This is a genomic window from Streptosporangium sp. H13245 (assembly GCF_055690525.1).
On the sequence record NZ_JBSZKT010000014.1, the window covers coordinates 1 to 23,099 of the forward strand.

The 23,099-nt window shown below is 72.9% G+C and carries 12 protein-coding genes; 4 read left to right on the plus strand and 8 right to left on the minus strand.

Translation table 11 applies throughout. The features are described 5' to 3' along the window. From ACW9TB_RS21320 to ACW9TB_RS21330, 3 genes are all read right to left on the minus strand, one after another. On the minus strand, window positions 1-1,509 hold a 1,509-nt coding region (locus tag ACW9TB_RS21320), incomplete at its 3' end, for a type I polyketide synthase (RefSeq protein WP_472749787.1). A 14-nt stretch (window positions 1,510-1,523) separates the two neighbouring features. Further along, window positions 1,524-11,726: a type I polyketide synthase gene (locus tag ACW9TB_RS21325; RefSeq protein WP_472749788.1), complete on the minus strand. Its 10,203-nt coding sequence runs from the start codon at window positions 11,724-11,726 to the stop codon at window positions 1,524-1,526. 92 nt (window positions 11,727-11,818) lie between these two features. Then, window positions 11,819-13,330, minus strand: coding sequence for a helix-turn-helix transcriptional regulator (locus ACW9TB_RS21330; RefSeq protein ID WP_472749789.1), 1,512 nt, complete (start codon window positions 13,328-13,330; stop codon window positions 11,819-11,821). 594 nt (window positions 13,331-13,924) lie between these two features. On the opposite strand from ACW9TB_RS21330, the gene ACW9TB_RS21335 reads away from it, so the two are divergent. After that, on the plus strand, window positions 13,925-14,425 hold the full coding sequence (locus ACW9TB_RS21335) for a hemerythrin domain-containing protein (protein ID WP_472749790.1): 501 nt from the start codon (window positions 13,925-13,927) through the stop codon (window positions 14,423-14,425). A gap of 80 nt (window positions 14,426-14,505) precedes the next feature. Here ACW9TB_RS21335 and ACW9TB_RS21340 read toward each other — a convergent pair whose 3' ends face one another. The 3 genes from ACW9TB_RS21340 to ACW9TB_RS21350 form a co-directional block, all read right to left on the minus strand. Continuing rightward, on the minus strand, window positions 14,506-15,006 hold the full coding sequence (locus ACW9TB_RS21340; protein WP_472749791.1) for a hypothetical protein: 501 nt from the start codon (window positions 15,004-15,006) through the stop codon (window positions 14,506-14,508). 127 nt (window positions 15,007-15,133) lie between these two features. Then, entirely contained in the window at window positions 15,134-15,580 is a 447-nt protein-coding gene (locus ACW9TB_RS21345; protein ID WP_472749792.1) for a MarR family winged helix-turn-helix transcriptional regulator, read from the minus strand. 87 nt (window positions 15,581-15,667) lie between these two features. Beyond that, window positions 15,668-17,023 (minus strand): PP2C family protein-serine/threonine phosphatase, encoded by a 1,356-nt coding sequence (locus ACW9TB_RS21350; RefSeq protein ID WP_472749793.1) that lies wholly within the window; start codon window positions 17,021-17,023, stop codon window positions 15,668-15,670. 603 nt (window positions 17,024-17,626) lie between these two features. On the opposite strand from ACW9TB_RS21350, the gene ACW9TB_RS21355 reads away from it, so the two are divergent. Together ACW9TB_RS21355 and ACW9TB_RS21360 are read left to right on the plus strand one after the other, a co-directional pair. After that, window positions 17,627-18,607 carry an aldo/keto reductase gene (locus tag ACW9TB_RS21355; protein ID WP_472749794.1) on the plus strand — a complete coding sequence of 327 codons (981 nt, stop codon included), beginning with the start codon at window positions 17,627-17,629 and terminating at the stop codon, window positions 18,605-18,607. A 243-nt stretch (window positions 18,608-18,850) separates the two neighbouring features. After that, on the plus strand, window positions 18,851-19,402 hold the full coding sequence (locus tag ACW9TB_RS21360; protein ID WP_472749795.1) for a DinB family protein: 552 nt from the start codon (window positions 18,851-18,853) through the stop codon (window positions 19,400-19,402). Window positions 19,403-19,671: 269 nt separating this feature from the next. Here ACW9TB_RS21360 and ACW9TB_RS21365 read toward each other — a convergent pair whose 3' ends face one another. Beyond that, window positions 19,672-20,790: an ice-binding family protein gene (locus ACW9TB_RS21365; protein WP_472749796.1), complete on the minus strand. Its 1,119-nt coding sequence runs from the start codon at window positions 20,788-20,790 to the stop codon at window positions 19,672-19,674. A 267-nt stretch (window positions 20,791-21,057) separates the two neighbouring features. After that, window positions 21,058-21,774: a polyprenol monophosphomannose synthase gene (locus ACW9TB_RS21370; RefSeq protein WP_472749797.1), complete on the minus strand. Its 717-nt coding sequence runs from the start codon at window positions 21,772-21,774 to the stop codon at window positions 21,058-21,060. A 287-nt stretch (window positions 21,775-22,061) separates the two neighbouring features. On the opposite strand from ACW9TB_RS21370, the gene ACW9TB_RS21375 reads away from it, so the two are divergent. Beyond that, window positions 22,062-23,090: a hypothetical protein gene (locus ACW9TB_RS21375; RefSeq protein WP_472749798.1), complete on the plus strand. Its 1,029-nt coding sequence runs from the start codon at window positions 22,062-22,064 to the stop codon at window positions 23,088-23,090. Window positions 23,091-23,099: the final 9 nt, after the last annotated feature.

Below are 23,099 nucleotides of genomic sequence, written 5' to 3' on the forward strand. Positions count from 1 at the left end.
ACCACCCACGAACCCCGCCAACCGAGCAGCCTGACCCCGCAACCCAGCAACCGACCGACCCGACACCACCCACGGCACCACCCCACCCACCAAAGCCGAACCCGCATCCCGAACGGGCTCATCCGGAGCCTGCTCGACGATCACGTGAGCGTTGGTGCCACTCACCCCGAACGCCGACACCCCCGCCCGACGCGGCCCCTCACGCTCCGGCCACTCCCGCGCACCGACCAACAACTCCACCGCTCCCGCCGACCAGTCCACGTGCGGCGACGGCTCGTCCACGTGCAACGTCCCCGGCAACACCCCGTGCCGGATCGCCTGCACCACCTTGATCACCCCGGCCACCCCCGCAGCCGCCTGCGCATGACCGATGTTCGACTTCAGCGACCCCAGCCACAACGGCCGACCAACCGACCGCCCCTGCCCGTACGTCGCCAGCAACGCCTGCGCCTCGATCGGATCACCCAGCGTCGTCCCCGTACCGTGCGCCTCGACCAGGTCCACCTCCGACCCCGACAACCCCGCGCCCGCCAGCGCCTGCCGGATCACCCGCTGCTGCGACGGGCCGTTCGGAGCGGTGAGCTGGCTGCTGCGGCCGTCCTGGTTCACCGCGCTGCCGCGTAACACGGCCAGGACCTCGTGGCCGTTGCGGCGGGCGTCGGAAAGTCGTTCGAGTGCCAGCATCCCGACGCCTTCGGCCCACGCGGTACCGTCTGCGGCCTGGGCGAACGCCTTGATCCGGCCGTCCGGGGCCAGTCCGCGCTGGCGGGAGAACTCGATGAACATCCCGGGGGCGGCGAGGACCGTGGCGCCTCCGGCGAGGGCGAAGGAGCACTCGCCCAGCCGGAGTGCCTGGGCGGCGAGGTGCAGTGCCACGAGCGACGACGAGCACGCCGTGTCGACCGTGACCGCCGGACCCTCGAACCCGAACGAGTACGCGATACGGCCCGACGCCACGCTGGTGGTGTTGCCGGTGAGTACGTAGCCGTCGGTGTTGCGCGCCGGACGGTGATGGAGGCTGGGCCCGTACTCCTGGGCGATGGCGCCGACGAACACGCCCGTGTCGCTGCCGCGCAGGGTGAGCGGGTCGACGGCGACGTCCTCCAGCGTCTCCCAGGCGGTCTCCAGCAGCAGCCGCTGCTGCGGGTCGGTCGCCAGCGCCTCACGCGGCGAGATCCCGAAGAACTCCGCGTCGAAGTCGGCGGCGTCGTACAGGAACCCGCCCTCGCGCACGTAGGAGTTACCGCTGCGGTCCGGGTCGGGATGGTAGAGGCCGTCGAGATCCCAGCCCCGGTCGGCGGGGAAGGGACCGATCACGTCCCGCCCCTCGGTCACCAGCCGCCACAGGTCCTCCGGCGAGGCGACCCCGCCGGGGAACCTGCAGGCCATCCCCACGATCGCGATCGGTTCCCTGACCGCGGACTCGACCTCGTGGAGACGCCGCCGGGTCTGCTGGAGCTGCAGGGTCACCCTGTTGAGGTAGGTACGGAGCTTCTCTTCGTCAGCCATGGGGGAGGTGCCCTTCACGAGAGGCGCAGTTCGTTGTCGATCAGCTCGAAGATCTCGTCGTTCGTGGCCGCGCCGATGCGCCCGAGATCGTCTTCCGGGGTGGGCCTCGGGCCGCCCCACCTGGTCAGGAGGCCGTTCAGCCGGGCCAGGACACGTTCGCGCGTACCGGGGTCGAGGGCCTCGCCGGTGAGGGCGGCCTCGACCCGGTCCAGTTCGGCCTCCGGCTCGGGGGTCCTGGCCGGGACGAGCCGGGTCCGCAGGTACGCGGCGAGCGCGAGCGGGGTGGGATGGTCGAAGACGAGGGTGGTGGGCAGTCGCAGCCCGGTGACCCGGTCGAGCCGGTTGCGGAGCTCGACGCTGCTGAGGGAGTCGAACTCGCCGTCGAGGAATCCCCGGTCGGGGTCGATGGCGTCGGGGGCCGGGTGGCCGAGCACGGTGGCCGCGGTGGACCGTACGACCGTGAGGAGCCTGCGCAGCTGGTCGGCCTCCGGCCGGTCGGCCAGTTCGTCGGCGAGGGAGGTCGCGGGAGAGGCCGTTCCCGCCACCGGTACGGCGATCCTGCGGGGCCGTCCGTGGGCCGCCAGCCCCCGCAGCAGCGGGGAGACGACCGCTTCGGCGTCGGACCGGTCAAGCGGGTCGAGCCTGGCCGTCACCACGACCGGGTCCGGCGCGTCCAGCGCGGCGTCGAGCAGGCCGAGCGCGTACTCGGTCGGCATGGCGGGCAGGCCGGAGCGGGCCAGCCTGGCCACGTCCGTCCGGGTGAGGTCGCGGGTCATGCCGCTGGTCTGCGCCCAGTGTCCCCAGGCGAGCGACGTGGCGGGCAGGCCGTGCGCGCGGCGGTGGTGGGCGAGGGCGTCGAGGAAGGCGTTCGCGGCGGCGTAGCCCGCCTGGCCCGCGTTGCCCAGGATGCCCGCCGCGGAGGAGAACAGCAGAAACGCCGACAGGTCGAGGTCGCGGGTCAGCTCGTGCAGGTGCCAGGCGGCGTCGGCCTTGGGACGGAACGTGCCGCGTACCTGTTCGGCGGTGAGCGAGCCGAGGACCCCGTCGTCGAGCGTCCCGGCGGCGTGCACGACGGCCGTCAGCGGGTGCCCTGCCGGTACGGAGGCGATCAGCGCGGACAGCGCGGCGCGGTCGGCGACGTCGGCCGCGGCGACGCGTACCTCGGCGCCCAGCGCGGTGAGTTCCGCGCTCAGTTCCGCGGCGCCCGGCGCGTCCGGGCCGTTCCGACCGGCGAGCAGCAGGTGGCGGACCCCGTGCCGGGTGACCAGGTGGCGTGCGGTGAGGGCGCCCAGCGTGCCGGTTCCGCCGGTGACGAGGACGGTTCCGGCCGGGTCGAGGCGGGCGGGCAGGGTGACGGCCAGCTTGCCGGTGTGCCGCGCCTGGCTGAGGTGACGCAGAGCGTGGTGGGCGTGCCGGGCGTCCCAGGCGGTGACCGGCAGCGGCAGGATCGCGCCCTCGTCGAACAGGACGGCGAGCGCGTCGAGGATCTCGGCGATCCGGTCGGGGTCCACCTCGAACAGGTCGAATGCCTCGTACGTGACACCGGGGTGGGCTGCGGTCACGTCGGCGGGGTGGCGTTTGTCGGTCTTGCCCAGCTCGACGAACCTGCCTCCGTCCGCCAGCGAGCGCAGGGACGCGTCGGTGAACTCGCGGGCGAGGGAGTTGAGGACGACGTCGACGGCGGGGAACCTCGCTTCGAAGTCGAGGGTGCGGGTGGAGGCGATGTGGTCGTCGTCGAGCCCCTGCCCGCGCAGGGTGTCCCACTTGGCCGGTGAGGCGGTGCCGTACACCTCGGCCCGCCAGTGCCGGGCGAGCTGGACGGCCGCCATGCCGACGCCGCCGGTGGCGGCGTGGACCAGCAGCCGCTCGCCGGGGCGGATGCCCGCCAGGTCGGCGAGGCCGTGGTAGGCGGTGAGGAAGGCCACCGGCACGGTGGCTGCCTGCGCGAACGACCATCCGGCCGGGACGCGCGTCAGGTAGCGCCGGTCGGTGACCGCGAGCGGGCCGACGGTCCCGTGGATCAGGCCCATGACGCGGTCGCCGGGTGCCAGGCCGGTCACGCCCGGCCCGGTCTCCACGACGACGCCCGCGCCCTCGGCGCCGATTCTGGCGCCTCCGGGGTACATGCCGAGGGCGATGAGCACGTCCCGGAAGTTCAGCCCGGCCGCCCTGAGCGCGACCCGGACCTCCCCCTCGGCCAGCGGGCGCTCCGTCTCGGGAGCGGGCAGCGCGGCGAGGTTCGCCAGCGTGCCCGGGGCGGTGACGTCCAGCCGCCAGGTCTCGTTCGGGAGGTCCAGGACGTCTCCGGCCGCCGGTCGGGCGAGCCGGGGTACGAGGATCTCGCCTCGGCGTATCGCGAGCTGGCTCTCGCCCGTGGCCAGCGCCGCCGCGACGGCCACCCGCGACTCCGGGTACGGGTCGAGGTCGAGCAGGACGACGCGGCCGGGGAACTCGGTCTGTGCTGTACGGCCCAGGCCCCAGATTCCCGCGTGCGCGAGGTCCTCGACGTCCTCTCCTGGATGGGTGGCGACGGCGCGACGGGTGACGAGGGCCAGCCGGGTCGCCGCGAACCGCTCGTCCAGCAGTGCTTCGCGCAGTAGCTCCAGCGCCGTGACCGTCCCGGCGTGCAGCGCCTCCGGCAGCGCCGTGTCGTGTTCCGTGTCGTGTCCCTTGTCCCGTCCCGTGTCCTGTCCTGCGTCGTGCCCTCTGTTAGGCGCTGTGTCCGGTGCCTTGTCGGGTGCCTTGCCGGGTACGGCGTCCGGTGCCGTGTCCCGCCGCGTGTCCCCGGCGGTCGCCGGGATGAGCAGGAGGTCCGGAACGGCCGCCCCCGCTGCCCCCAGATCAGGAAATATCGGTACATCGGGTAGATCGAGACCGGCTCCGACCACCGCCCAGCGAGCCAGCACCGACGACGGGACGGCAGGCACGGGCACGGACCCGGAGGTGAGCCCGCCCTCGCCCCGTGCCCCTGACGTGGGCGCGAACTCGGCCCTGCTCCCGACACCGGCCCCGGCCCCGGACGTGGACGTGGACGTGGACGTGAACCCGGGTACGGGTGCCCAGTCCAGCCGGTACGGTGCCGCGAGCCCCCGCGTACGGGAGGCGCCGAGCCGTTCCGGCGCGACGGGCCGGAACGTGAGGGACTCGACGGAGACGACGGGCGCGCCCGTGGCGTCGGCGGCGGTGATCCTGACCGTGCCGGGGCCGGTCGGCGTGATCCGCACGCGCAACGCGGTCGCGCCCGACGCCTCCAGTGACACCCCGTTCCATGAGAACGGCAGGTGGATGCCCTGCACGCGGTCGCCGGAGAAGGTGATCCCGACGACCGCGTGCAGGGCGGCGTCGAGGAGGGCCGGGTGCACGCCGTACCCGGCGGCCTCGGCGAGGTGCTCGTCCGGCAGCCGTACCTCGGCCAGGGTGTCGTCGCCCAGCCGCCACGCCGCCACCAGCCCCTGGAAGGCGGGACCGTACTCGTACCCCCGGCCGGAGAGCCGCTCGTACAGGCCGGTCAGGTCGACGGGGACCGCTCCCGGCGGTGGCCAGGCCCCGGCCGCCTCCTCGGACACCGGGACGGCGGCGGTCAGGGCGCCGGTGGCGTGGCGGGTCCAGCCGTCCGACGGGCCGGTCCGGGAGTGGACCGCGATCGGGCGGCGGCCTGAGCCGTCGTCGGCGCCGGTGAACAGCTGCACCTGTACCTCACCCCGCTCCGGGATGACCAGGGGGACCTCCAGCGCCAGCTCGTCGAGGCGCAGCCCGCCGTGCCGGTCGGCGGCGTGCAGGGCGAGCTCGACGAACGCCGTACCGGGAAGCAACGCGCCACCGGAGACCACGTGGTCGGCGAGCCAGGGCCGGGTGCGGGACGAGAGCCGTCCGGTCAGGAGCGAGCCCTCACCGCCCGCCAGGTCGGCCGCCGCGCCGAGCAGCGGGTGGCCCGCCGCCTCCAGCCCCGCGGCGGCGGGGCCGGAGACGGCGGAGGAGGTGTCCAGCCAGAACCGGCGTCGCTGGAAGGCGTAGGTGGGCAGGTCGACCAGCCGCGCGTCGCGGCCGCCCGGGGCCGCCCGCCAGTCGACACCCACACCGTGGACGTGCAGGCGGGCGAGCGCCGAGGTGAACGCCCGGACCTCCGTACGCCCAAAGTGGCCGGGACGGCCCTGACCTCCGGGACGATCGGGGCCGTCGGAGCGGCCGGGATGACCGGAGCGACCAGAACGATCAGGGCGATCGGCGCGGTCGGGGTGACCGGAGCGGTCGGAGCGGGACGCGGCGACGAGGGTGCGCGGCGGGGAGTCCGCGAGGCAGTCGTGGGCGAGGGCGGTCAGGACCGCGTCGGGACCGAGTTCGAGGTAGTCGGTCACGCCGAGGTCGCGCAGGGCCGCGATCCCGTCGCGGAACCGGACGGCCCGCCGGATGTGATCGACCCAGTAGCCGGGATCGCGTAGTTCGTCCGCACCGGCCGGGCGGCCGGTGACGTTGGAGATCACCGGGATGCGCGGCGCGGCGAAGTCGAGGCCCGCCGCGACGCGCCGGAAGTCGTCGAGCACCGCGTCCATGTGCGGCGAGTGGAAGGCGTGGCTGACCCGCAGCCGCCTGGCCCCGCGCCCCTCCCCCCGCCAGCGCGCCACGATCTCCGCCACCACGGTCTCGGTCCCGGAGACGACCACGGAGTCGGGGCCGTTCACGGCCGCGATGTCGACCTCGCCGCGATGACCGGCCAGGATCGCCTGGACCTCCCGTTCCGTCCCCCGCAGGGCGGCCATCGCGCCGGTGGCCGGTACCGCCTGCATGAGCCTGCCCCGGGCGGCGACGAGGGTGGCGGCGTCGGGCAGTGACAGTACGCCCGCGACGTGGGCGGCGGCGAGTTCACCGACGGAGTGGCCGATGAGGTGGTCGGGGCGCAGGCCGAAGGACTCGGCCAGCCGGTGGAGGGCGACCTCGAAGGCGAAGAGCGCGGGCTGGGTGTACGCGGTCGTGTCCAGCAGCGCGGCGTCGGCGGTGTCCGGTCCGGCGAACATGACGTCGAGGATCGGGCGGTCGAGATGGTCGTCCAGGTGCGCGACGACGGCGCCGAGCGCGTCGGCGAACACCGGGAAGGCCGAGGCGAGATCCCGTCCCATGCCGGGACGCTGGCTGCCCTGGCCGGTGAACATGAACGCGAGCCCGCCCGGCCCGGTGGCGGCGCCTCGGACGACGTCCGGGGTGGACCTCCCTTCTACGAGGGAGTCCAGCCCCTCCAGGAACCCCGTACGGCCCCCGGCGAGCACGACGGCGCGGTGGTCCAGGGCGGCGCGGGCCGTGGACAGGGTGAACCCGACGTCGGCCACGTCGAGCGCGGGGTCGGCGGCCACCCGTGCCCGCAGCCGCGCGGCCTGCTCACGAAGCGCCTCCTCGGTTCTCGCCGAGAGAAACCACGGAATGACACCGGACTCGCGGGGCTCCCCGGATCCATCGTGAACGGCCACTCCGACTAGACCACGGGGTTCACCGGGAACGGCGACCCCGACCAGGCTGCGGGACTCACCGGATCCACCGGAATCGGCGACCGCGATCAGGCCACGGGATTCACCGGATTCCCCCGATTCACCGGGAACGGCGACCCCGACCAGGCTGCGGGACTCACCGGATTCCCCCGATTCATCGGGAACGGCGATCCCGACAAGACCACGGGACTCACCGGAATCGGCCTCGGCGATCCCGACCAGACCGCCGGACTCGCCGGGAACGGCGACCGCGACCGGACCACGGGACTCATCGGAAGTGCCCGGCTGTTCGTGTGGTTCGTTTTCCTCGGGGGCCTGCTCCAGGACGAGGTGGGCGTTGGTGCCGCTGATGCCGAAGGAGGAGACGGCGGCCCGGCGGGGGCGACCTGTCTCCGGCCACGGGGTGGCCTCGGTCAGGAGCGAGACGGCGCCCGCCGTCCAGTCGACGTGCGGTGACGGCCGGTCGATGTGCAGGGTCGGCGGCAGGGTCGCGTGCCGGAGTGCCTGGACCATCGCGATGACGCCGGTGACGCCCGCGGCGGCCTGGGTGTGGCCGAGGTGTGACTTCGACGAGCCGAGCAGCAGCGGGTTTCCCTCGTGGCGGTCGCGGCCGTAGGTCGCCAGCAGTGCCCGCGCCTCGATCGGGTCGCCCAGCGCGGTCCCCGTCCCGTGCGCCTCGACGGCGTCGACGTCGGCGGGCGACAGCCCGGCACCGGCGAGGGCCTCCCGGATGACCCGCTCCTGCGAGGGGCCGTTGGGAGCGGTGAGCCCGTTGCTGGCGCCGTCCTGGTTCACCGCGCTGCCCCGGACGACGGCGAGTACCGGGTGACCGTGGCGCCGGGCGGCCGACAGCGGTTCCAGCAGGACCAGCCCGGCCGCCTCCGACCACGCGGTGCCGTCGGCGGCGGCGGCGAACGGCTTGCACCTGCCGTCGGGCGCGAGCCCGCCCTGGCGGCTGAACTCGGTGAACATGCCCGGCGCGGACATCACCGTGACGCCGCCCGCGACGGCCAGCTCGCACTCGCCCGCGCGGAGCGCCTGGACCGCCAGGTGCATGGCCACCAGAGAGGACGAGCAGGCGGTGTCGACGGTGATCGCGGGGCCTTCCAGCCCCAGCGTGTAGGCCAGCCTGCCGGAGGCGACGCTGGTCAGGGTGCCGGTGAGGGCGTGGCCTTCGTAGCCCTCCGACGTCTCGTGCAGGCGGGGGCCGTACTCCTGCGGGATCACGCCGACGAACACGCCCGTACGGCTGCCGCGCTGGCCCGAGGGGTCGATCCCGGCCCGCTCGTAGAGTTCCCACGACGATTCGAGCAGCAGCCGCTGCTGCGGGTCCATCGCCGTGGCCTCGCGCGGGCTCAGCCCGAAGAAGGCGGCGTCGAACCGGTCGGCGTCGTGCAGGAAGCCGCCCTCCCGGGTGGCGGACGTGCCGGGCCCGTCCGGGGCGAGGAGCCGGTCCACGTCCCAGCCCCTGTTGTCGGGAAAGCCGCCGATCACGTCCCGGCCGGACAGCAGCAGCCGCCACAGTTCCTCGGGCGATCCGGCGCCGCCGGGCCAGCGGCCGCTCATCGCGACGATCGCGATCGGCTCCCCTGTCGCGAGTGCCGTCCGCGCGGGCCCCTCCGGTTCCGGCGCGGTGCCGGTGACCTCGGCGTTCAGGTAGGCGGCGACGGCTCGGGGCGTCGGGCGGTCGTAGACGAGCGAGGCGGGCAGGCGCAGGCCGGTCGCCTCGGCCAGCCGGTCGCGGAACTCGACCCCCGCCGCCGAGTCGAAGCCGAGGTCCTTGAACGTGAGGTCCCCGTCGACCGCGCTCCCCGCCGCGTGGCCGAGCACGATCGCCGCGCTCGCCCGGACCAGGTCGAGGGCCGTACGCTCCCGCTCGCCGAGCCCCTCGACCCGTACGGCGAGTTCGGCGGTCTTCCCGGGAACGTCCTCGGAGGTCTCCGCCGCTGGAGCCGTGTCGATCCACATGCGGCGGCGCTGGAAGGCGTAGGTGGGCAGGTCGACCAGACCGGCCCCGGTGCCGATGACGTCCGGCCAGCGTACGGCCCCGCCGTGGGTGTGCACCCTGGCGAGCGCGGTGAGGAACTGGCGCGGGCCGCCGTGGTCGCGCCGGAGCGTGCCGGTCGCGAGCACGTCACCGGCGCTCTCCCCGATGCCCTCGGTGAGAATCGGATGCGGGCTGCTCTCGACGAAAACGCGGTGCCCGTCGGCGACGGCGGCCAGGACCGCCCGTTCGAGCTCCACGGTCTGGCGCAGGTTGCGGTACCAGTAGTCGGCCGTGAGTTCGGCGGTGTCGAGCCTGCCGCCGGTGACGGTGGAGTAGAAGGCGACGTCCGACGCCCCCGGCCGGATCCCGGCCAGCTCGTCGAGGAGACGCTGCCGCACCGGCTCCACATGGGGCGAGTGGGACGCGTAGTCGACGGGGACGTTCCGTACCCGAACGCCTTCCCGCCCGTATTCGCCGAGGAGCTCCGCGAGCGCCTCGGCGTCGCCGGAGACCACGGTGGACGCGGGGCCGTTGACGGCCGCGACACCGAGCCGCCCGTCCCAGCGGGCCAGCCGTTCGCGTACCGGCCCCACGGGAAGCAGGACGGAGGCCATCCCCCCTGTGCCCGCGATGGCGGCGATGGCCCTGCTGCGCAGGGCGACGATCGCGGCGGCGTCGTCGAGTGACAGGGCACCGGCGATGTGGGCGGCGGCGATCTCCCCCTGCGAGTGGCCGATGACGGCGTCGGGATGGACGCCCGCCGCCCCCCACAGCCGCGCGAGCGAGACCATCACCGCGAAGAGCACCGGCTGCACAACGTCCACGCGGTCCCGTGGAGGCGTACCGGGACGTCCGGTGAGCAGGTCGACCAGCGACCAGCCGACGTGCGGCGCGAGGGCGTCCGCGCACTCCCGGACGTGCCGGGCGAACACCGGTGAGGTACGCAGCAGGTCGGCGGCCATGCCCTCCCACTGGGATCCCTGCCCGGGGAAGACGAACACGGTGCCGCCGCCGGGCCTGGCCGTGCCCCGTACGAGGGAGGCCGCCTGGTCTCCCCCGGCCAGTGCCCGCAGGCCGTCGAGGAGCTCGGCGCGGTCGCCCACGAGCACCGCCCGGTGTCTGAACGCCGTCCGGGTCGCGGCGAGCGACAGCGCCACGTCCGCCGGGCCGAAGGAGTCGCGCGCGGTGAGGGAGGCGTGCAGCCGGGCGGCCTGGTCGCGCAACGCGGCCTCGCTCGCCCCCGACAGCACCCACGGGACCACCCCGGCCGCACCCGTTCCCGGCTCCACCCGCGAGAACACCCCGACCTCCGGCGCCACCGCCGAGACCGCCTCGGCCCCGCCGACCTCCGGTCTCCCCCTCGGAGCCGTCCCGGTCTCGCCGGTTCCCGGGGGCCTTTCCGGGACCACACCGCTCTCGGGAGCCGGTGGTTCGGCGAGCACGACGTGGCAGTTGGTGCCGCCCATGCCGAACGAGCTGACCCCGGCGACGAGTGGCCGGTCCTGCCTCGGCCAGGGGCCGGTGCCCGACTGCACGCGCAGGTTGAGCCGGTCGAAGGGGATGTCCGGGTTCGGTGTCTCGAAGTTGAGGCTGGCCGGGATCCGCCGGTGCGCGATGCTCAGCGCCACCTTGAGCAGGCCGACGATGCCCGAGGCGCCCTCCAGGTGCCCGACGTTCGTCTTGGCCGATCCGACCGCGAGCGCGTCGGCGGAGGTCCGGCCCGCGCCCAGCGCGGCGCCGAGCGCCTCGGCCTCGATCGGGTCGCCGACCCTCGTCCCGGTGCCGTGGAGTTCGACGTACTGGACGGCGCCGGGTGCCACGCCCGCGCGTTCGGCGGCGAGCCGGATCACCTCGGCCTGCGCGTCCGGGTTCGGCACGGTGAGACCCCCGCCCCTGCCGCCGTTCCCGCTGGTTCCCGCGCCCGGGTCGCCGTCGTTGTTGACGGCGCTGCCCCGGATGACGCAGTGGATCCGGTCGCCGTCGGCGACGGCCCTGGCCAGCGGCTTGAGGACGACGACGCCGCCTCCCTCGCCGCGTACGTAGCCGTTCGCGCGGGCGTCGAAGGTGAAGCAGCGCCCGTCCGGCGAGAGCCCGCCGAACCTCTCGGCGGCGACGGTGGCGTCGACGACGATGTTCAGGTTCACCCCGGCCGCGATCGCGAGGGTGGACTCGCCCCCGCGCAGGCTCTCGGCGGCGAGATGGACGGCCACCAGGGACGAGGACTGGGCGGAGTCGACCGTGAGGCTCGGCCCGCGAAGCCCCAGCGCGTAGGAGACCCGGTTGGCGATGAGGCCGCGGTTGAGCCCGGTCATCGTGTGGCGGGTGATGGCGTCCGTCCCCTGCCGGTGCAGGAGGGCGGCGTAGTCGGCCGCGATGGCGCCGACGAAGACGCCGGTGGGGGTGGCCGCCAGGTCGGCGGGCAGGATCCTGGCGTCCTCGAGCGCCTCCCAGGCCAGTTCCAGGACGAGGCGCTGCTGCGGGTCCATCGCCGCCGCCTCACGCGGGGAGATCGCGAAGAACTCGGGGTCGAACCGGTCGACGTCGTCGAGGAACCCTCCGAACCGGGGGACCGGCACTCCCCCGCCCCAGCGACCGGCGGGCACCTCCGTGATCGCGGAGCGTTCCTCGCGCAGCAGGTTCCAGAACGCGCCGGGGTCGGGGGCGTGCGGCAACCGGCATGCCATTCCGACGACGGCGATCGCGTCGGCCGGCCCGCTTCCCCAATCCTTCGACGTCGAATGGCCGATACTCATCTTTGCTCCATATCGTGAACCGGCGCGAAAAGCTGGCACAATTCTCGCCATTCACATCCGAATGGAGCACCCCTAGCAACCCCTAGGGGTGGTTAATCAAGGAAAGCGGGGAGATCGACCCGCCGGGAAACGCCGAGCTTCCGGTAAATATGCGTCAGATGCTGCTCGACCGTGCTCACCGTGATGTAAAGCTTTCCGGAGATCTGCCGGTTCGTATATCCCTGGGAGGCCAGGGTGGCGACCCTGCGTTCGGCGTCGCTGAGGTCCACGTCACCGGGGCCCGCGGGGGCGGGGGTCTCGGCAGGGCCCGGCAGGCTCCGTGAGAGCGCGTCGGTCAGCGACTCGGCGCCGCAGGAGTTCGCGATGTGGCGGGCCCTGCGCTGGACGGTCCTGGCCCGGTGGGACTCACCCAGACGGGAGTGGGCACAGCCGAGCTCCGCGAGCGCGAGGGCCAGCTCGAACTGGTCCTGGGAGGTCTGCAGGATCTCCACGGCCTCCTCCAGGACGGCCGGGCGCGCCTCGACGGCGAGCGTCGCCGCCCGCAGGCGTGTCGCGATGCCCCTGGTACGGGTCCTGGCGGGGCCCAGGGTGGCCAGCTGGCCGTTGATGAGCGTCCTCGCCTCCTTGGTCCGGCCCAGGTCCAGGCACGCCCGTGCGGCGCCGAGACGCCAGGCGACGATTCCCGGCAGGTCGACGCCCCAGCGTTCCATGAGGTCGCCGCAGGTCCGGAAGTCGGCGAGGGCGGCCTCCGGGGCGCCGGACGCCAGCCGGTAGCCGCCGCGCGCGAACAGGTAGTGCAGCCCGACGGGCGTCTCGAACGTGGCCTCGGGAACAGGCACGGCCAGGTAGCGGGCGGCGTCCTCGTACTTGCCCATGCCGACCTTCGCGGTCACCATGGCGGCGAGGGGGAAGCCGAGGGCCACGCCCCACGCGGCCATCGGCATGTGGGTGAGCGCCGCGTGGGCGCACCGCTCCGCCTCCTGGAGCCGTCCCTGGCGAACCGCGGTCTCGGCCCGGATCGCCGCGAACATTCCCTGCCAGTTCGGGGCACAGTGGGTCGTGGTCTGTTCGAGCAGCGGCTCGCACCACCGCCGGGCCAGGTCCGCGCGGTCGGCGTAGACCAGGGTGACGAGCGCGGCGGTGAGCGAGTCCAGCGCCGCCTCCCCCATGGGGCACAGCCGCAGGACCTGCTCGGCGCGGGTGACGGCCTTCCGGCCCTCGTGCCCGGCCAGGTAGGCGGACAGCACCCGTACCCCCTCCAGGCCGGTGGCCACCTCGACCTCGACGGCCCGGCCCGCGCCCTGGTCCGTCTCGTCCAGGCGGGCCCGCAGGCCCGGATACCAGCAGGAGACCCAGTCGATCACGTCGTGGAACGGTCCCGCGGCCTCCGTGCCGGGACCGGCGGGGCCGCCAGGTTCCCGCAGCTCCCGCAGCGTCCGCACGGCCTGGTCCACGCGGCCCCGCCAGAGCAGCCGCCGCACCGACCCCGGCGTTCCGGCCTCCTCGGTAGCGGACCTTTCCCGAAGCCACTGCCCGAACAGATCCGCGACCCGCGCCGATGTCCTCTCGTCGAGTCCCGCGTCTCCGAAGACCTCCCTGAGCAATTCCAGGGAGGAGACGAGCGGGGCGGCGGAAAGGCGCGAAAACTCATGGACCGCGATTCCTCTCCGGTGCGGCGCGTCCGCCGGTCGGTCGATTTCAACCTGAGAACCCATCAATTCCATACGACTCTCCGCCGGGAAAAGAAGCAGCGGTCATCGATGCGATTTTCGCATCCCCCACCGGCCGCAAAGAATCAACGCCTGCTGTTCGGCTCAGCCGTCACCGTCGTCCGCGAGCCGAGCCCGTGACCGCGCCTCCACGCCCCGGACCCCTATTGTCTACATTTCCTACTAAGTAACCATAAAATACCCTGAGACGTCAAGCGGGCACGGAACGATGGCCGCGAGCGCCCGTGGCGTCGAGGGTAACGGACCGCTCCCGGCCTCGACACCGCCAACACGTGTGGCGGCGGGCCCGTTCCAGGTGGGGCCCCTCACGAACGGCCCGCTCCCCACGCGAAGCCGGAAGTACGGGCCGAGGCGGCCCAGGCGCGGTTTGACGAATCGCCGCGACGATGATGGAGTCCCTGCCAGCGTCGCGGTGTACCCGGCAAAGAGATCGCCGAGGACATGGAGGCGCGCGACAGCGGGACAACCATGGAAACACCCGACGGGCGCCTGATGGCGTTCGGCAACCAGTTGATCGAAGTACACATCTGGCTCCGCGAGGAGCTCGCCGCGCTCCGCGAGGGCCTCGACGCCTATCTCGACGGCGGCGGCGTGCGGCCCCGGGAGCTGCGAGCCCACTGCCTGACCTTCTGCTCCGCCCTGGACCGGCATCACAACGGCGAGGACGACGGCGCGTTCCCCAGGCTCGCCGAGCGGTTCCCCGAGCTCCGCCCGGTGCTGGACGAGCTGCGCCGCGACCACCGGCTGGTGGACGACTCCCTCCGGCGGCTGGAGGCGCTCCTCGGCGACCTGAACGGGAAGATCGACCCCGTCACGGCGCGAAGGGAGATCGACAGTCTCGCCGCGCTGATGGAGACGCACTTCGTCTACGAGGAGAAGCGGATCGTCTCGGCACTGAACGCGCTGAACGCGCCGGGATGGGATCACTCCCGGCCCGACTTCCTGCTCACCGACGACGCGGAACGCTGACCGCCTCCCGGCCTTCCCGGTGAGGAGCCGGTGACGGCGGGCCGGTGGGACACCTCACCGGCCCGCCGCCGGGGACGCGCTCACGGATAGGCGCCCGGACGAACGATCATCAGGACGACGACGGCCGCCCACAGCAGGTTGTAGAACCCGGCGACCATGGAGAGCGAGCGCAGGCGTGCGCCGTCGTCGGGCTCGGCGAGCGCGTCGCGCTGGGCCGGATAGATCCGCAGCGCCAGCAGGCCGCCCGCGACCGCGGTGAGAACCATGGAGACGAGTATCCATACCTCACCGGTCCGCCCCTGGACGAAGGCCAGGACGATCCCGACGAAGGGTACGACGACGCCGAAGATGCCGTAGACCCGGGTGACGCGGTGCAGCACGACGGCGACGGCCCGGTTCCGCTCCCCGGAGACCTCCGGAGCCTCCGGCGGCGATCCGGCCGGGCCGCCCCCGGCGGCCGGACCTGCGGGAACGCCCGCGGCGACCGGCGCGTAGCGGGGGAACAGGCTCGTCGCGACGGCCGAGCCCCCGACGAACACGATGCCGGCGAGCACATGGATCGAGAGCAGCACGGCTTCCACGGATTCTCCCTTCCTCGCAACCTTCAGGCAGCCTGAAGCCTAACACGAAAGCTTCAGGCAACCTGAAGCTAAAGAGCGAAGGACGGCGTACGAGCGGGTCAGGGCGAAAAGGTGCCGTACGGGCGGGTCAGGGCGTGGAGGGACCCTCGAACGCGGCGCGTACGGCATCGGCGACCTGTCGCTGGATCGGGTCCGCGGCGGGCCCGAACAGCAGGTCGTCGACCTTGGCCATCACCTCCGTCGCCGCGTCGAGGAGACGCGCGCCCTCGGGCGTGAGCTCGATGGCCGACGCGGAACCGGCGCGGGCGGTGTTGTCGCGCACCAGACCGGCGCCGACGAGCACCTTCACCGCGGCGTGGACGCTCTGGACCGTCGTACCGGACATCCGTGCCAGGTCGCTGAACGACACCCCGGGCACCCCCGCGATGTGACCGAGCAGGCCGAGCCTGCTGACCGTGAGATCGAGCGACGCGAGGGCGGCGTTGAGTTCGGTCTCGATCCGGCGCGCCAGCGTGAGCAGCACGATGGAGACACTGGTCACGGGCGGACCGGGACGGCTGTTCTCGATGGTCACCTCCCCAGTCTCCCGCACCGCGGGAGTGGCGGCCCTTCAACGGGCGGCGTGCGGAGCGTCGCCGGAGAACCGGTCCGCCGCCGTGGCTTACAGCGGCCGTGGTGGTACGCGCAGGGCGAGCAGGGCCGTGTCGTCACCGGCCTCGTCACCGGTGTGGGCCAGGACCGCGTCCCTGACCCGGGTGATGACCTGCTCGGCGCTCAGGTCCGCGCAACCGGCCAGCAGCCGGGCGAGGCCCTCCTCGCCGAAGAAGTCGACGCCGCCCTTCTGGCGTGCCTCGGTGACGCCGTCGGTGTAGAACAGCAGGACGTCGCCGGGGCCCAGCTCGAAGCGCACGTTGTGCAGGTGGATGTCGTCGAATATGCCCAGCGCGGCCCCGGCGCCGAACAGCTCGTGCACGGTGCCGTCCGCGCGGCGCAGCAGGGCCGGTGGATGACCGGCGGTGCACAGCAGGCCGACGAACCTGTCGCCCTCGGGCCGGAAGATCGCGCAGACGACCGTCAGAAAGCGGCCCACCGGCACCTGCTGGGCGCGAAGGGCGTCGTTGAGCTGGTCCAGCACCCGGCTGGGCGACAGGTGCCGGGGCGCGTCGGCGCGCAGGGTGTAGCGGGCCAGCGCGGTGACCGTGGCGGCCTCCACCCCCTTGCCGCACACATCTCCCAGCACCACGCACCAGCGCGAGCCGCTGACGGGGAACAGGTCGTAGAAGTCGCCCGTCACCTCCGCCCCGCCGCTGGCCGACAGGTACAGGGCCGCGGTCTCGATGCCGGGGACCTGGGCCAGGACGGGGGGCAGCAGGCTCTGCTGCAGCGTGCGCGCCAGCGTGGTGGAGGCCAGCCAGGAGCTCTCCAGCTCGCGGACCTGCCGCTCGGCGGTGACCAGCGCGTGCCGCAGCCGGATCTCGGCGGTCACGGCCCTGGCCAGGGTGTCCAGCGTCTTGAGCTGGCGCTCGTTCCAGACGCGGGAGCGGGAGTCGACCACGCACAGCCCGCCCAGCACCTCGCCGTCCGGGCCGTGAATGGGGTATCCCGCCCAGGCGCCGATACCCAGCTTGCCCACCGCGGCCAGACTCCGTACCCGAGGGTCGGTCACCGCGTCGGAGACGACCAGCGGCCGGTCGGTGGCGACGAGGATGTGGCAGGGGCTTTCCCACGCCGCGTTCTGGCGCTCACCGGCGCTCAGCACCCCCATGCCGACGGCGCTGAGCCAGAACGAGCGCCGGTCGTCGACCAGGGTGAGGAAGGCCCGCTCGACCCCGACGGAGGTCGCCGCCAGCTCGGCCAGGTCGTCGAAGACCGCCTCCGGCTCGCCGTCCAGCAGCCCCGTGGCGCGTACCGCGGCCAGCCGCGCCTCGTCGAACACCTCGTCCGGCAGATCGGCGACCGTCGTGAGGTGGCGTCCCCCCGGCACCGGCACGGCGCCCTCGTCAAGCAACTCGCACATCCGAGACAGCGGCCCGGGAGACCCTTCTCCCCACCGGCGCTTCCCCGTGTGCTCGTCCCCGCATCCGACCCTCCTGACAAACCAACGATCTTCACCGGCCGCGATCGCGAGCGAGGCGGCCCGCCGCGGATGGGAACACGGACGGGGGCAGGGTCCGTTCCCTTCTCCGGGCACATACCCGGACTCGGACGGCGCCACCATACCCGACGATCGCATCGGTGATACCCGCCCATGCCCTGCGGGACGACCTCGCCGGCCCGGCGGGTACCCAGATCTCACCCCGGCGGTCGAAAGAAGCCTCCTACCGGCACCTACCCGCTCCGGCGAGGCCGGGTCGCGTCCGGCGGAGCGGGGCCGTGGCTATTCGTGGTCCTGCTGACGGTCAAGCTGGGTGCCCTGGCCGTGTGGGGCGCGCTGCGGGGAAGGAACGCGGCACGCGACCTCGCCGGTGCCTGCCGAGGCACGGCACGATACGGCTTCGGGCTGAGGCCGCCTCCCTCGGGGGAGGCACCACCGTCGCGGCGCGCCCGGCCATCCTCATAACCAACGGTTATCACGACGGGTCTTGGACGGCGGGAGGCCCGCGGGCGCAGAGTGGCCGTCATGCGGACACGTGAACTTGGAGACCTGAAGGTCCCGGCGATCGGCTTCGGGGCCATGGTGCTGTCGCCCGGCGTCTACGGCGACATCGACGACGCCCGCGCGGAGACGGCGCTCAGGACGGCCCTCGACGCGGGCGCCTACCATGTGGACACCAGCGACGCCTACGGCCCCGGCGGGCACAACGAGCGCCTGGTGGGCAGGGCGATCAGGGGACGCAGGGACGAGGTGGTGATCGCCACCAAGTTCGGCCTCGCCATCCCCGAGGGGGAGACGGGCAGGTCCTTCCCCGTGGGCTACGCGTTCGGCGAGCTGAGGGTGAACGGTGAGGCGCGGCTGGTCCGAGGCTACGCCGAACGGAGCCTGCGCAACCTCGGCACCGACGTGATCGACCTCTACTACGCGCACTACCCGGACCCCGGGGTGCCGATCGGGGAGACGGTCGCCGCGATGGCCGAACTGGTCAGGGACGGCCTGGTCAGGCACCTGGGCCTGTCCAACGTGACCGCCGGGCAGTTGCGCGCGGCGCACGCCGTGCACCCGGTGGCCGCCGTGCAGAACGAGTGGTCCATGTGGCGGCCCGTCGACGCCGACCTGCTGGCGACCGCCCGCGAGCTGGGGGTCGGGATCGTCGCGTGGAGCCCGCTGGGCAACGGCTTCCTGACGGGTACGGTCAGCGGCCTGGGTGAGGGGGACTTCCGGCACAACGCGCCGCGCTTCTCCGCCGGGAACCTGGCCAGGAACAACGACCGCTACGCCCCGATCAAGGACATCGCGGCCCGCCTGGGCGTCACCCCCGCCCAGCTCGCCCTGGCATGGCTGCTGCACCGGGACGAGCACGTCGTGGCGATCCCCGGCAGCCGCGCACCCGCCCACATCAGGGAGAACCTGGAGGCCGCCGACCTCACGCTGCACCCGGACACGCTCGCCCAGCTGGAACGGGCACTCGGCGCGTTCGAGGCCGAGGGCGGGACACTGCTGTGACGGTGGCCGCGGCGGCGCCCCGGACCCCGTCGGTTCGCCGTGGCCGCGGCGTGTCTCCCGGTCCCGAACTGGCTCCGAACTGGCCCCGAGCTGGCCCTGATCCGGCTCCGTTCCTCGTCCTCCGGGCCTCGTCCTCCGTCTCTCGTCCTTCGGTTCCCGTCCTCGCGGCTAGTGGGAACCGGTGTCCTCCGGGCCGCGGAAAATCTGTGGCAGGGCGGCCGGGAGCGGTGCCAGAGTTCCCGGGTGACCGTACCCCGTGTTGATCTACTGATCCGGCAACTCGACATCGCGTGGGCGCTGTTCGAGTATCACCTGAAGGATCTCGACGATCCGGCCTGCCTCTGGGAGCCCGCACCGGGTTGCTGGACCGTCCGGCCGGACGGCCGGGGCCGCTGGGTGGCCGACTGGGAGGTGCCCGAGCCGGATCCCGCGCCGGTCGTCTCGATCGGGTGGCTGACCTGGCACATCGGCTTCTGGTGGACGACCACCCTAGGGCACTGCTTCGGGTCAGGGGCCCCCGGGCGCGAGGAGATCACCTGGCCGGGCACCGCCGAGGCCGCGGCCGACTGGCTGCGCGGGCTGAAGGACGACTGGCGGGCGGGGCTGCTGCCGCTCACCGACGCCGACCTCGACTCCGCCGACAGGACCGCCGGGCTGCCGTGGGGACAGGACCAGACGCTGGTCGACATAGCGGGCTGGGTCACCGTCGAGCTGACCAAGAACGTCTCCGAGATCGGCCTCGTCCGCCACCTCCGCGAAGCACGGCGGCACGAGCCCGGCGATCCCCGGGGGTGACCACGCGGCGGCGTCGAGCCCGCCGCTTCCGAGGGCACTCTCCGGCCTGACCACCCGGTCCGCGTCCATCGGCAGCGGGGCGAGCGGCGCGCGGTCTCGGGCCGCCGACGAAGACCGGGTCTCCCGTGGCGGACCGCGCTTCCACCGGGCCGAGGACGCCGAACAGCACCCTGCGGATCCGGCGGGGTCCGGTGAGGACCCGGCGGCGGCGAGCCCGGGAGTGCGGGTCGCCGCCGACCGGTGTGCGGGCCGGAAGTGGTGCCGCCCGGCTACGACCTCCTGCCGAACGCGATCCGGGTGCGGACCCTCTCCCCGGAGGCCGCCCCCCTGGTCTCCTGGTCGACCCGGATGCTCACCTGGCCCGTCTGGCTCGTCGGCGTACACGGGCAGCCGAGGCCGACGCGCTGGATCAGCACCGGCGTGCTGCTCGGGTCGAGCTGGGCCGTACCCGGGTAGAAGGCGACGACGCGGTACACACCCGGGGGAAGGCCCGAGACCGTCAGGGTGGCGACACCGGCCACGAGCTGGGCCGTGCCCAGGGTCGACCCGTCGGTGGCGAAGGTCACCGTGCCCGTGGGGACGCTCCCGTCCGACGCCGTCACCGTCGCGGTGAAGGTGATCGGGGCGCTGTCGCTCCCCCCGGCGCACGTCGCGGTCAGCGCGGTCGTGGTGGTGGCGACCCCGCAGTCCGGGGGCGCGGGCGCGGTGACCGCGTTGGTGTCGAGGCGGACGGCTCCGTGGGTGGTGGCCAGGAGGCGGCCGTCCACGCTCGCGCCGTTGAACAGCTCGATGCTGTCGATCGCCAGGATGTTCCCGGCGAAGGTCGAACCGGCTCCGAGGTTGACCAGCCCGCCGACCTGCCAGAAGACGTTGCGCGCCGCGGCGCCGTTGACGAGGGTCACCGTGGCGGCGGGCGAGACGTCGAGCGTGTCGGACTGGAGGATGAAGACCGCGTTGGGGTCGCCGAGCCCGTCGAGCGTCAGGTTGCCGGTCACCAGGAAGGCACCGCTCGTGGAGTCGTAGACCCCGGGTGTCAGGGTGGTCCCGCCGAGCTGCGCCGCCACGGTGGCGTCGGGAGTGCGGGCGGCGGCGTCGTTGTAGGCGGCGGTCGCGTCGACCTGCGCCTGCTGGGCGACGGCGTCGGTCAGGTGGAGGGTTCCGGTGATGACTCCGGGCGGGAAGCCGCCGAACGCCGCGCCCGGCCACTCACCGACATCCCCGGTGATCACGGTGGCGCCGACGCTGCCGATGTCGTCCCAGGCCAGGACGGTGAAGTTCGCGGCGGTGCCCAGGGGTACCGTCGCCGCCGCGCTCGCCGTGCGGGGCAGGGCCACGGCCCCCATCGTGATCAGGGCCACGAGGATCCCGGTCAGCCCCGAGCGCGCCATGTTCCGTACCATCGCGCGAGATCGATTGGCATATATCATAATATTTTTCTTTTCCTATAGTATTGGGCCGCCCAGACGCATTGAGATGATGCGTCACACCTTCCGACATTACCGACCGGCGGCGCAATACTCGCCTTACGACATACGTCCAGATCCCGGCGGAGCAAGTTTATCAATCACAAATAACCACCAAACCAGCAAAGACCGACTTTATTAACAAAAGCCATATTTAATGCGTTAATCGGACCGGCGTGCCGCGCGGGTCCCTCAGCGCTTGAAGATCAGCCGCCACGGCATCAGGGCCGACTCCAGCTGCACCCGGAGGCTCATCTTCGAGCTGCCCGCCCGGCGGTCGGAGAAGTGGATGGGGATCTCGACGACCGTCATCCCCGCCCTGGTCGCCCGGTAGTGCATCTCCACCTGGAAGCTGTAGCCCCCCGAGGAGATCGTGCCGAGGTCCAGGGCGGTGAGGCTCTCCGCGCGCCAGATCTTGAACCCGGCGGTCACGTCCCGCAACCGGACGCGCAGGATGGTGCGGACGTAGAAGTTCGCCCACCTCGACAGGGCTCGCCGCCACAGGCTCCACTCGGCGGCCAGCGTCCCGCCCGGCACGTACCGGCTGCCGATCACGCACGCCGCCCCCGTCGCCAGCGCGGTCTCGAACAGGCGCGGCACGGCGTCGACGGGATGCGAGAAGTCGGCGTCCATCTGCACCACGAACTCCGCCCCGGCCGCGAGGGCGGTCTCCATGCCGTCGACATAGGCCCGCCCCAGGCCCTCCCTGACCTGCCGGTGCACCACGTCGACCCGGCCGGGATGCGCCGCGGCCAGCCCGTCGGCCACCTTCCCCGTGCCGTCGGGGGAGCCGTCGTCGACGACCAGGATCCGCAGGCCGTCGAGCGGCAACGCGAGCAGGGCCTCGGCGATCGGCGGAAGGTTGTCCACCTCGTTGAACGTCGGGATCACGACGGTGACGGTGGCCATGTTCGGGGTCAGGGCCTTCCGGGCTCGATGGTCGGTTTCTCACCGGGGAACGGCGCGGCGCTCCCGCCCGGTGGTCCTGGACACCGGAAACGGCGAAGATCACCCCATGCTAGCGGCCGACGGCCCGGCCGCGCCGCTCCCCTCCGGGATGAGGGCCACGGCCCGGCCCGCCGCGCTCTCCCCGGTACGGGCTGATAAAACCCGTTGCGTGCCCATCAGGGTGACGTATCCTAAAGAATCGTCCATTCATAATGGAACCGGACAGTGACCGATATCGCGGGGACATTATGCGGGCAGAATGCGCGTCGGCCGACCAGCCCCTGGAGATCGCCTGCGACGAGTCCGGCTCGGAGGGCGAAAAGCTCATCGGCGGAAACACCGACGTTTTCACCCATGCCAGCGTGGGCCTGAACGAGGAATCGGCGGCCGACTGCATTCAGGAGATACGCAACATAGCGCCCTCCCCGGCGGTGGAGTACAAGGCGAACCTCCTGCTCCGCGAGAAGAACAGGGCGGCCCTCGTGTGGCTGCTCGGGCCGTCGGGGCCGCTCCGCGGGAACGCCCACGTGCACCTGACCGACAAGACGTTCCTCGTCGTCGGGAAACTCGCGAGCCTGCTCACCGGGGAGACCGGCGAAGGAGACCCGCGGGGCGGCGCCCTGGCCGTCACCTTCTACCGCGAGGGCCGCCGCACGTTCGGGCGCGAACGCTGGGAGTCCTTCCTGGAGTCGTTCAACGACCTGATGCGCGCGAGGAACGGCCGGGGCGCGGGGACGTCGTCCCCCGAGGCGTTCTTCGACATGGTCGGCGCCCTGCGCCTCGCCGGGGCCGGGAGCGAGGCCGGTGAGATCATGGAGCTGCTCCTGCGGGCCAGGCCCCGGGTGGACTCCTTCCTGGCACGGCTTCTCGACGACCCGCGGGTGATCCCGGCGCTGGACCCCCTGATCCCGGCCATCGTCCGGGCCGTCGTCCACTGGGGTGAGGGCACGAGGCCCGTCTCGATCGTCCACGACCGGCAGACCGCGCTGACGGAGGAGCGCGTCGCGCGGCTCAGGGAGATGTTCGGCGAGCCGCTCCCCTGCTCGCCGGAGGGCAGGCTGGCCGGTCTGAGGTTCGTCGCCGCGCGCTCGGACGCGCGGGTCCAGGTCGCCGACCTCCTGGCCGGAACGGCGAGGAAGATAGCGTCGGACGAGCTCAACGGCCGGGGCGACGCGGAGCTCACCGCCCTGCTGCGGCCGTACGTGGACCCGTTCTCGATCTGGGGGGACGACCGGAGCCGGTCCCTGCTGGAGTCGGCGCCGGGCACCCGCTCGTGAGGTCCCCGC

What these genes read in the sequence shown, in the direction of transcription:
- ACW9TB_RS21325 (WP_472749788.1), bottom strand. Translation starts at nt 11,726, where the DNA reads ATGAGTATCGGCCATTCGACGTCGAAGGATTGGGGAAGCGGGCCGGCC.
- ACW9TB_RS21335 (WP_472749790.1), top strand. Translation starts at nt 13,925, where the DNA reads ATGGAAACACCCGACGGGCGCCTGATGGCGTTCGGCAACCAGTTGATC.
- ACW9TB_RS21350 (WP_472749793.1), bottom strand. Translation starts at nt 17,023, where the DNA reads ATGTGCGAGTTGCTTGACGAGGGCGCCGTGCCGGTGCCGGGGGGACGC.
- ACW9TB_RS21355 (WP_472749794.1), top strand. Translation starts at nt 17,627, where the DNA reads ATGCGGACACGTGAACTTGGAGACCTGAAGGTCCCGGCGATCGGCTTC.
- ACW9TB_RS21365 (WP_472749796.1), bottom strand. Translation starts at nt 20,790, where the DNA reads ATGGCGCGCTCGGGGCTGACCGGGATCCTCGTGGCCCTGATCACGATG.
- ACW9TB_RS21370 (WP_472749797.1), bottom strand. Translation starts at nt 21,774, where the DNA reads ATGGCCACCGTCACCGTCGTGATCCCGACGTTCAACGAGGTGGACAAC.
- ACW9TB_RS21375 (WP_472749798.1), top strand. Translation starts at nt 22,062, where the DNA reads ATGCGGGCAGAATGCGCGTCGGCCGACCAGCCCCTGGAGATCGCCTGC.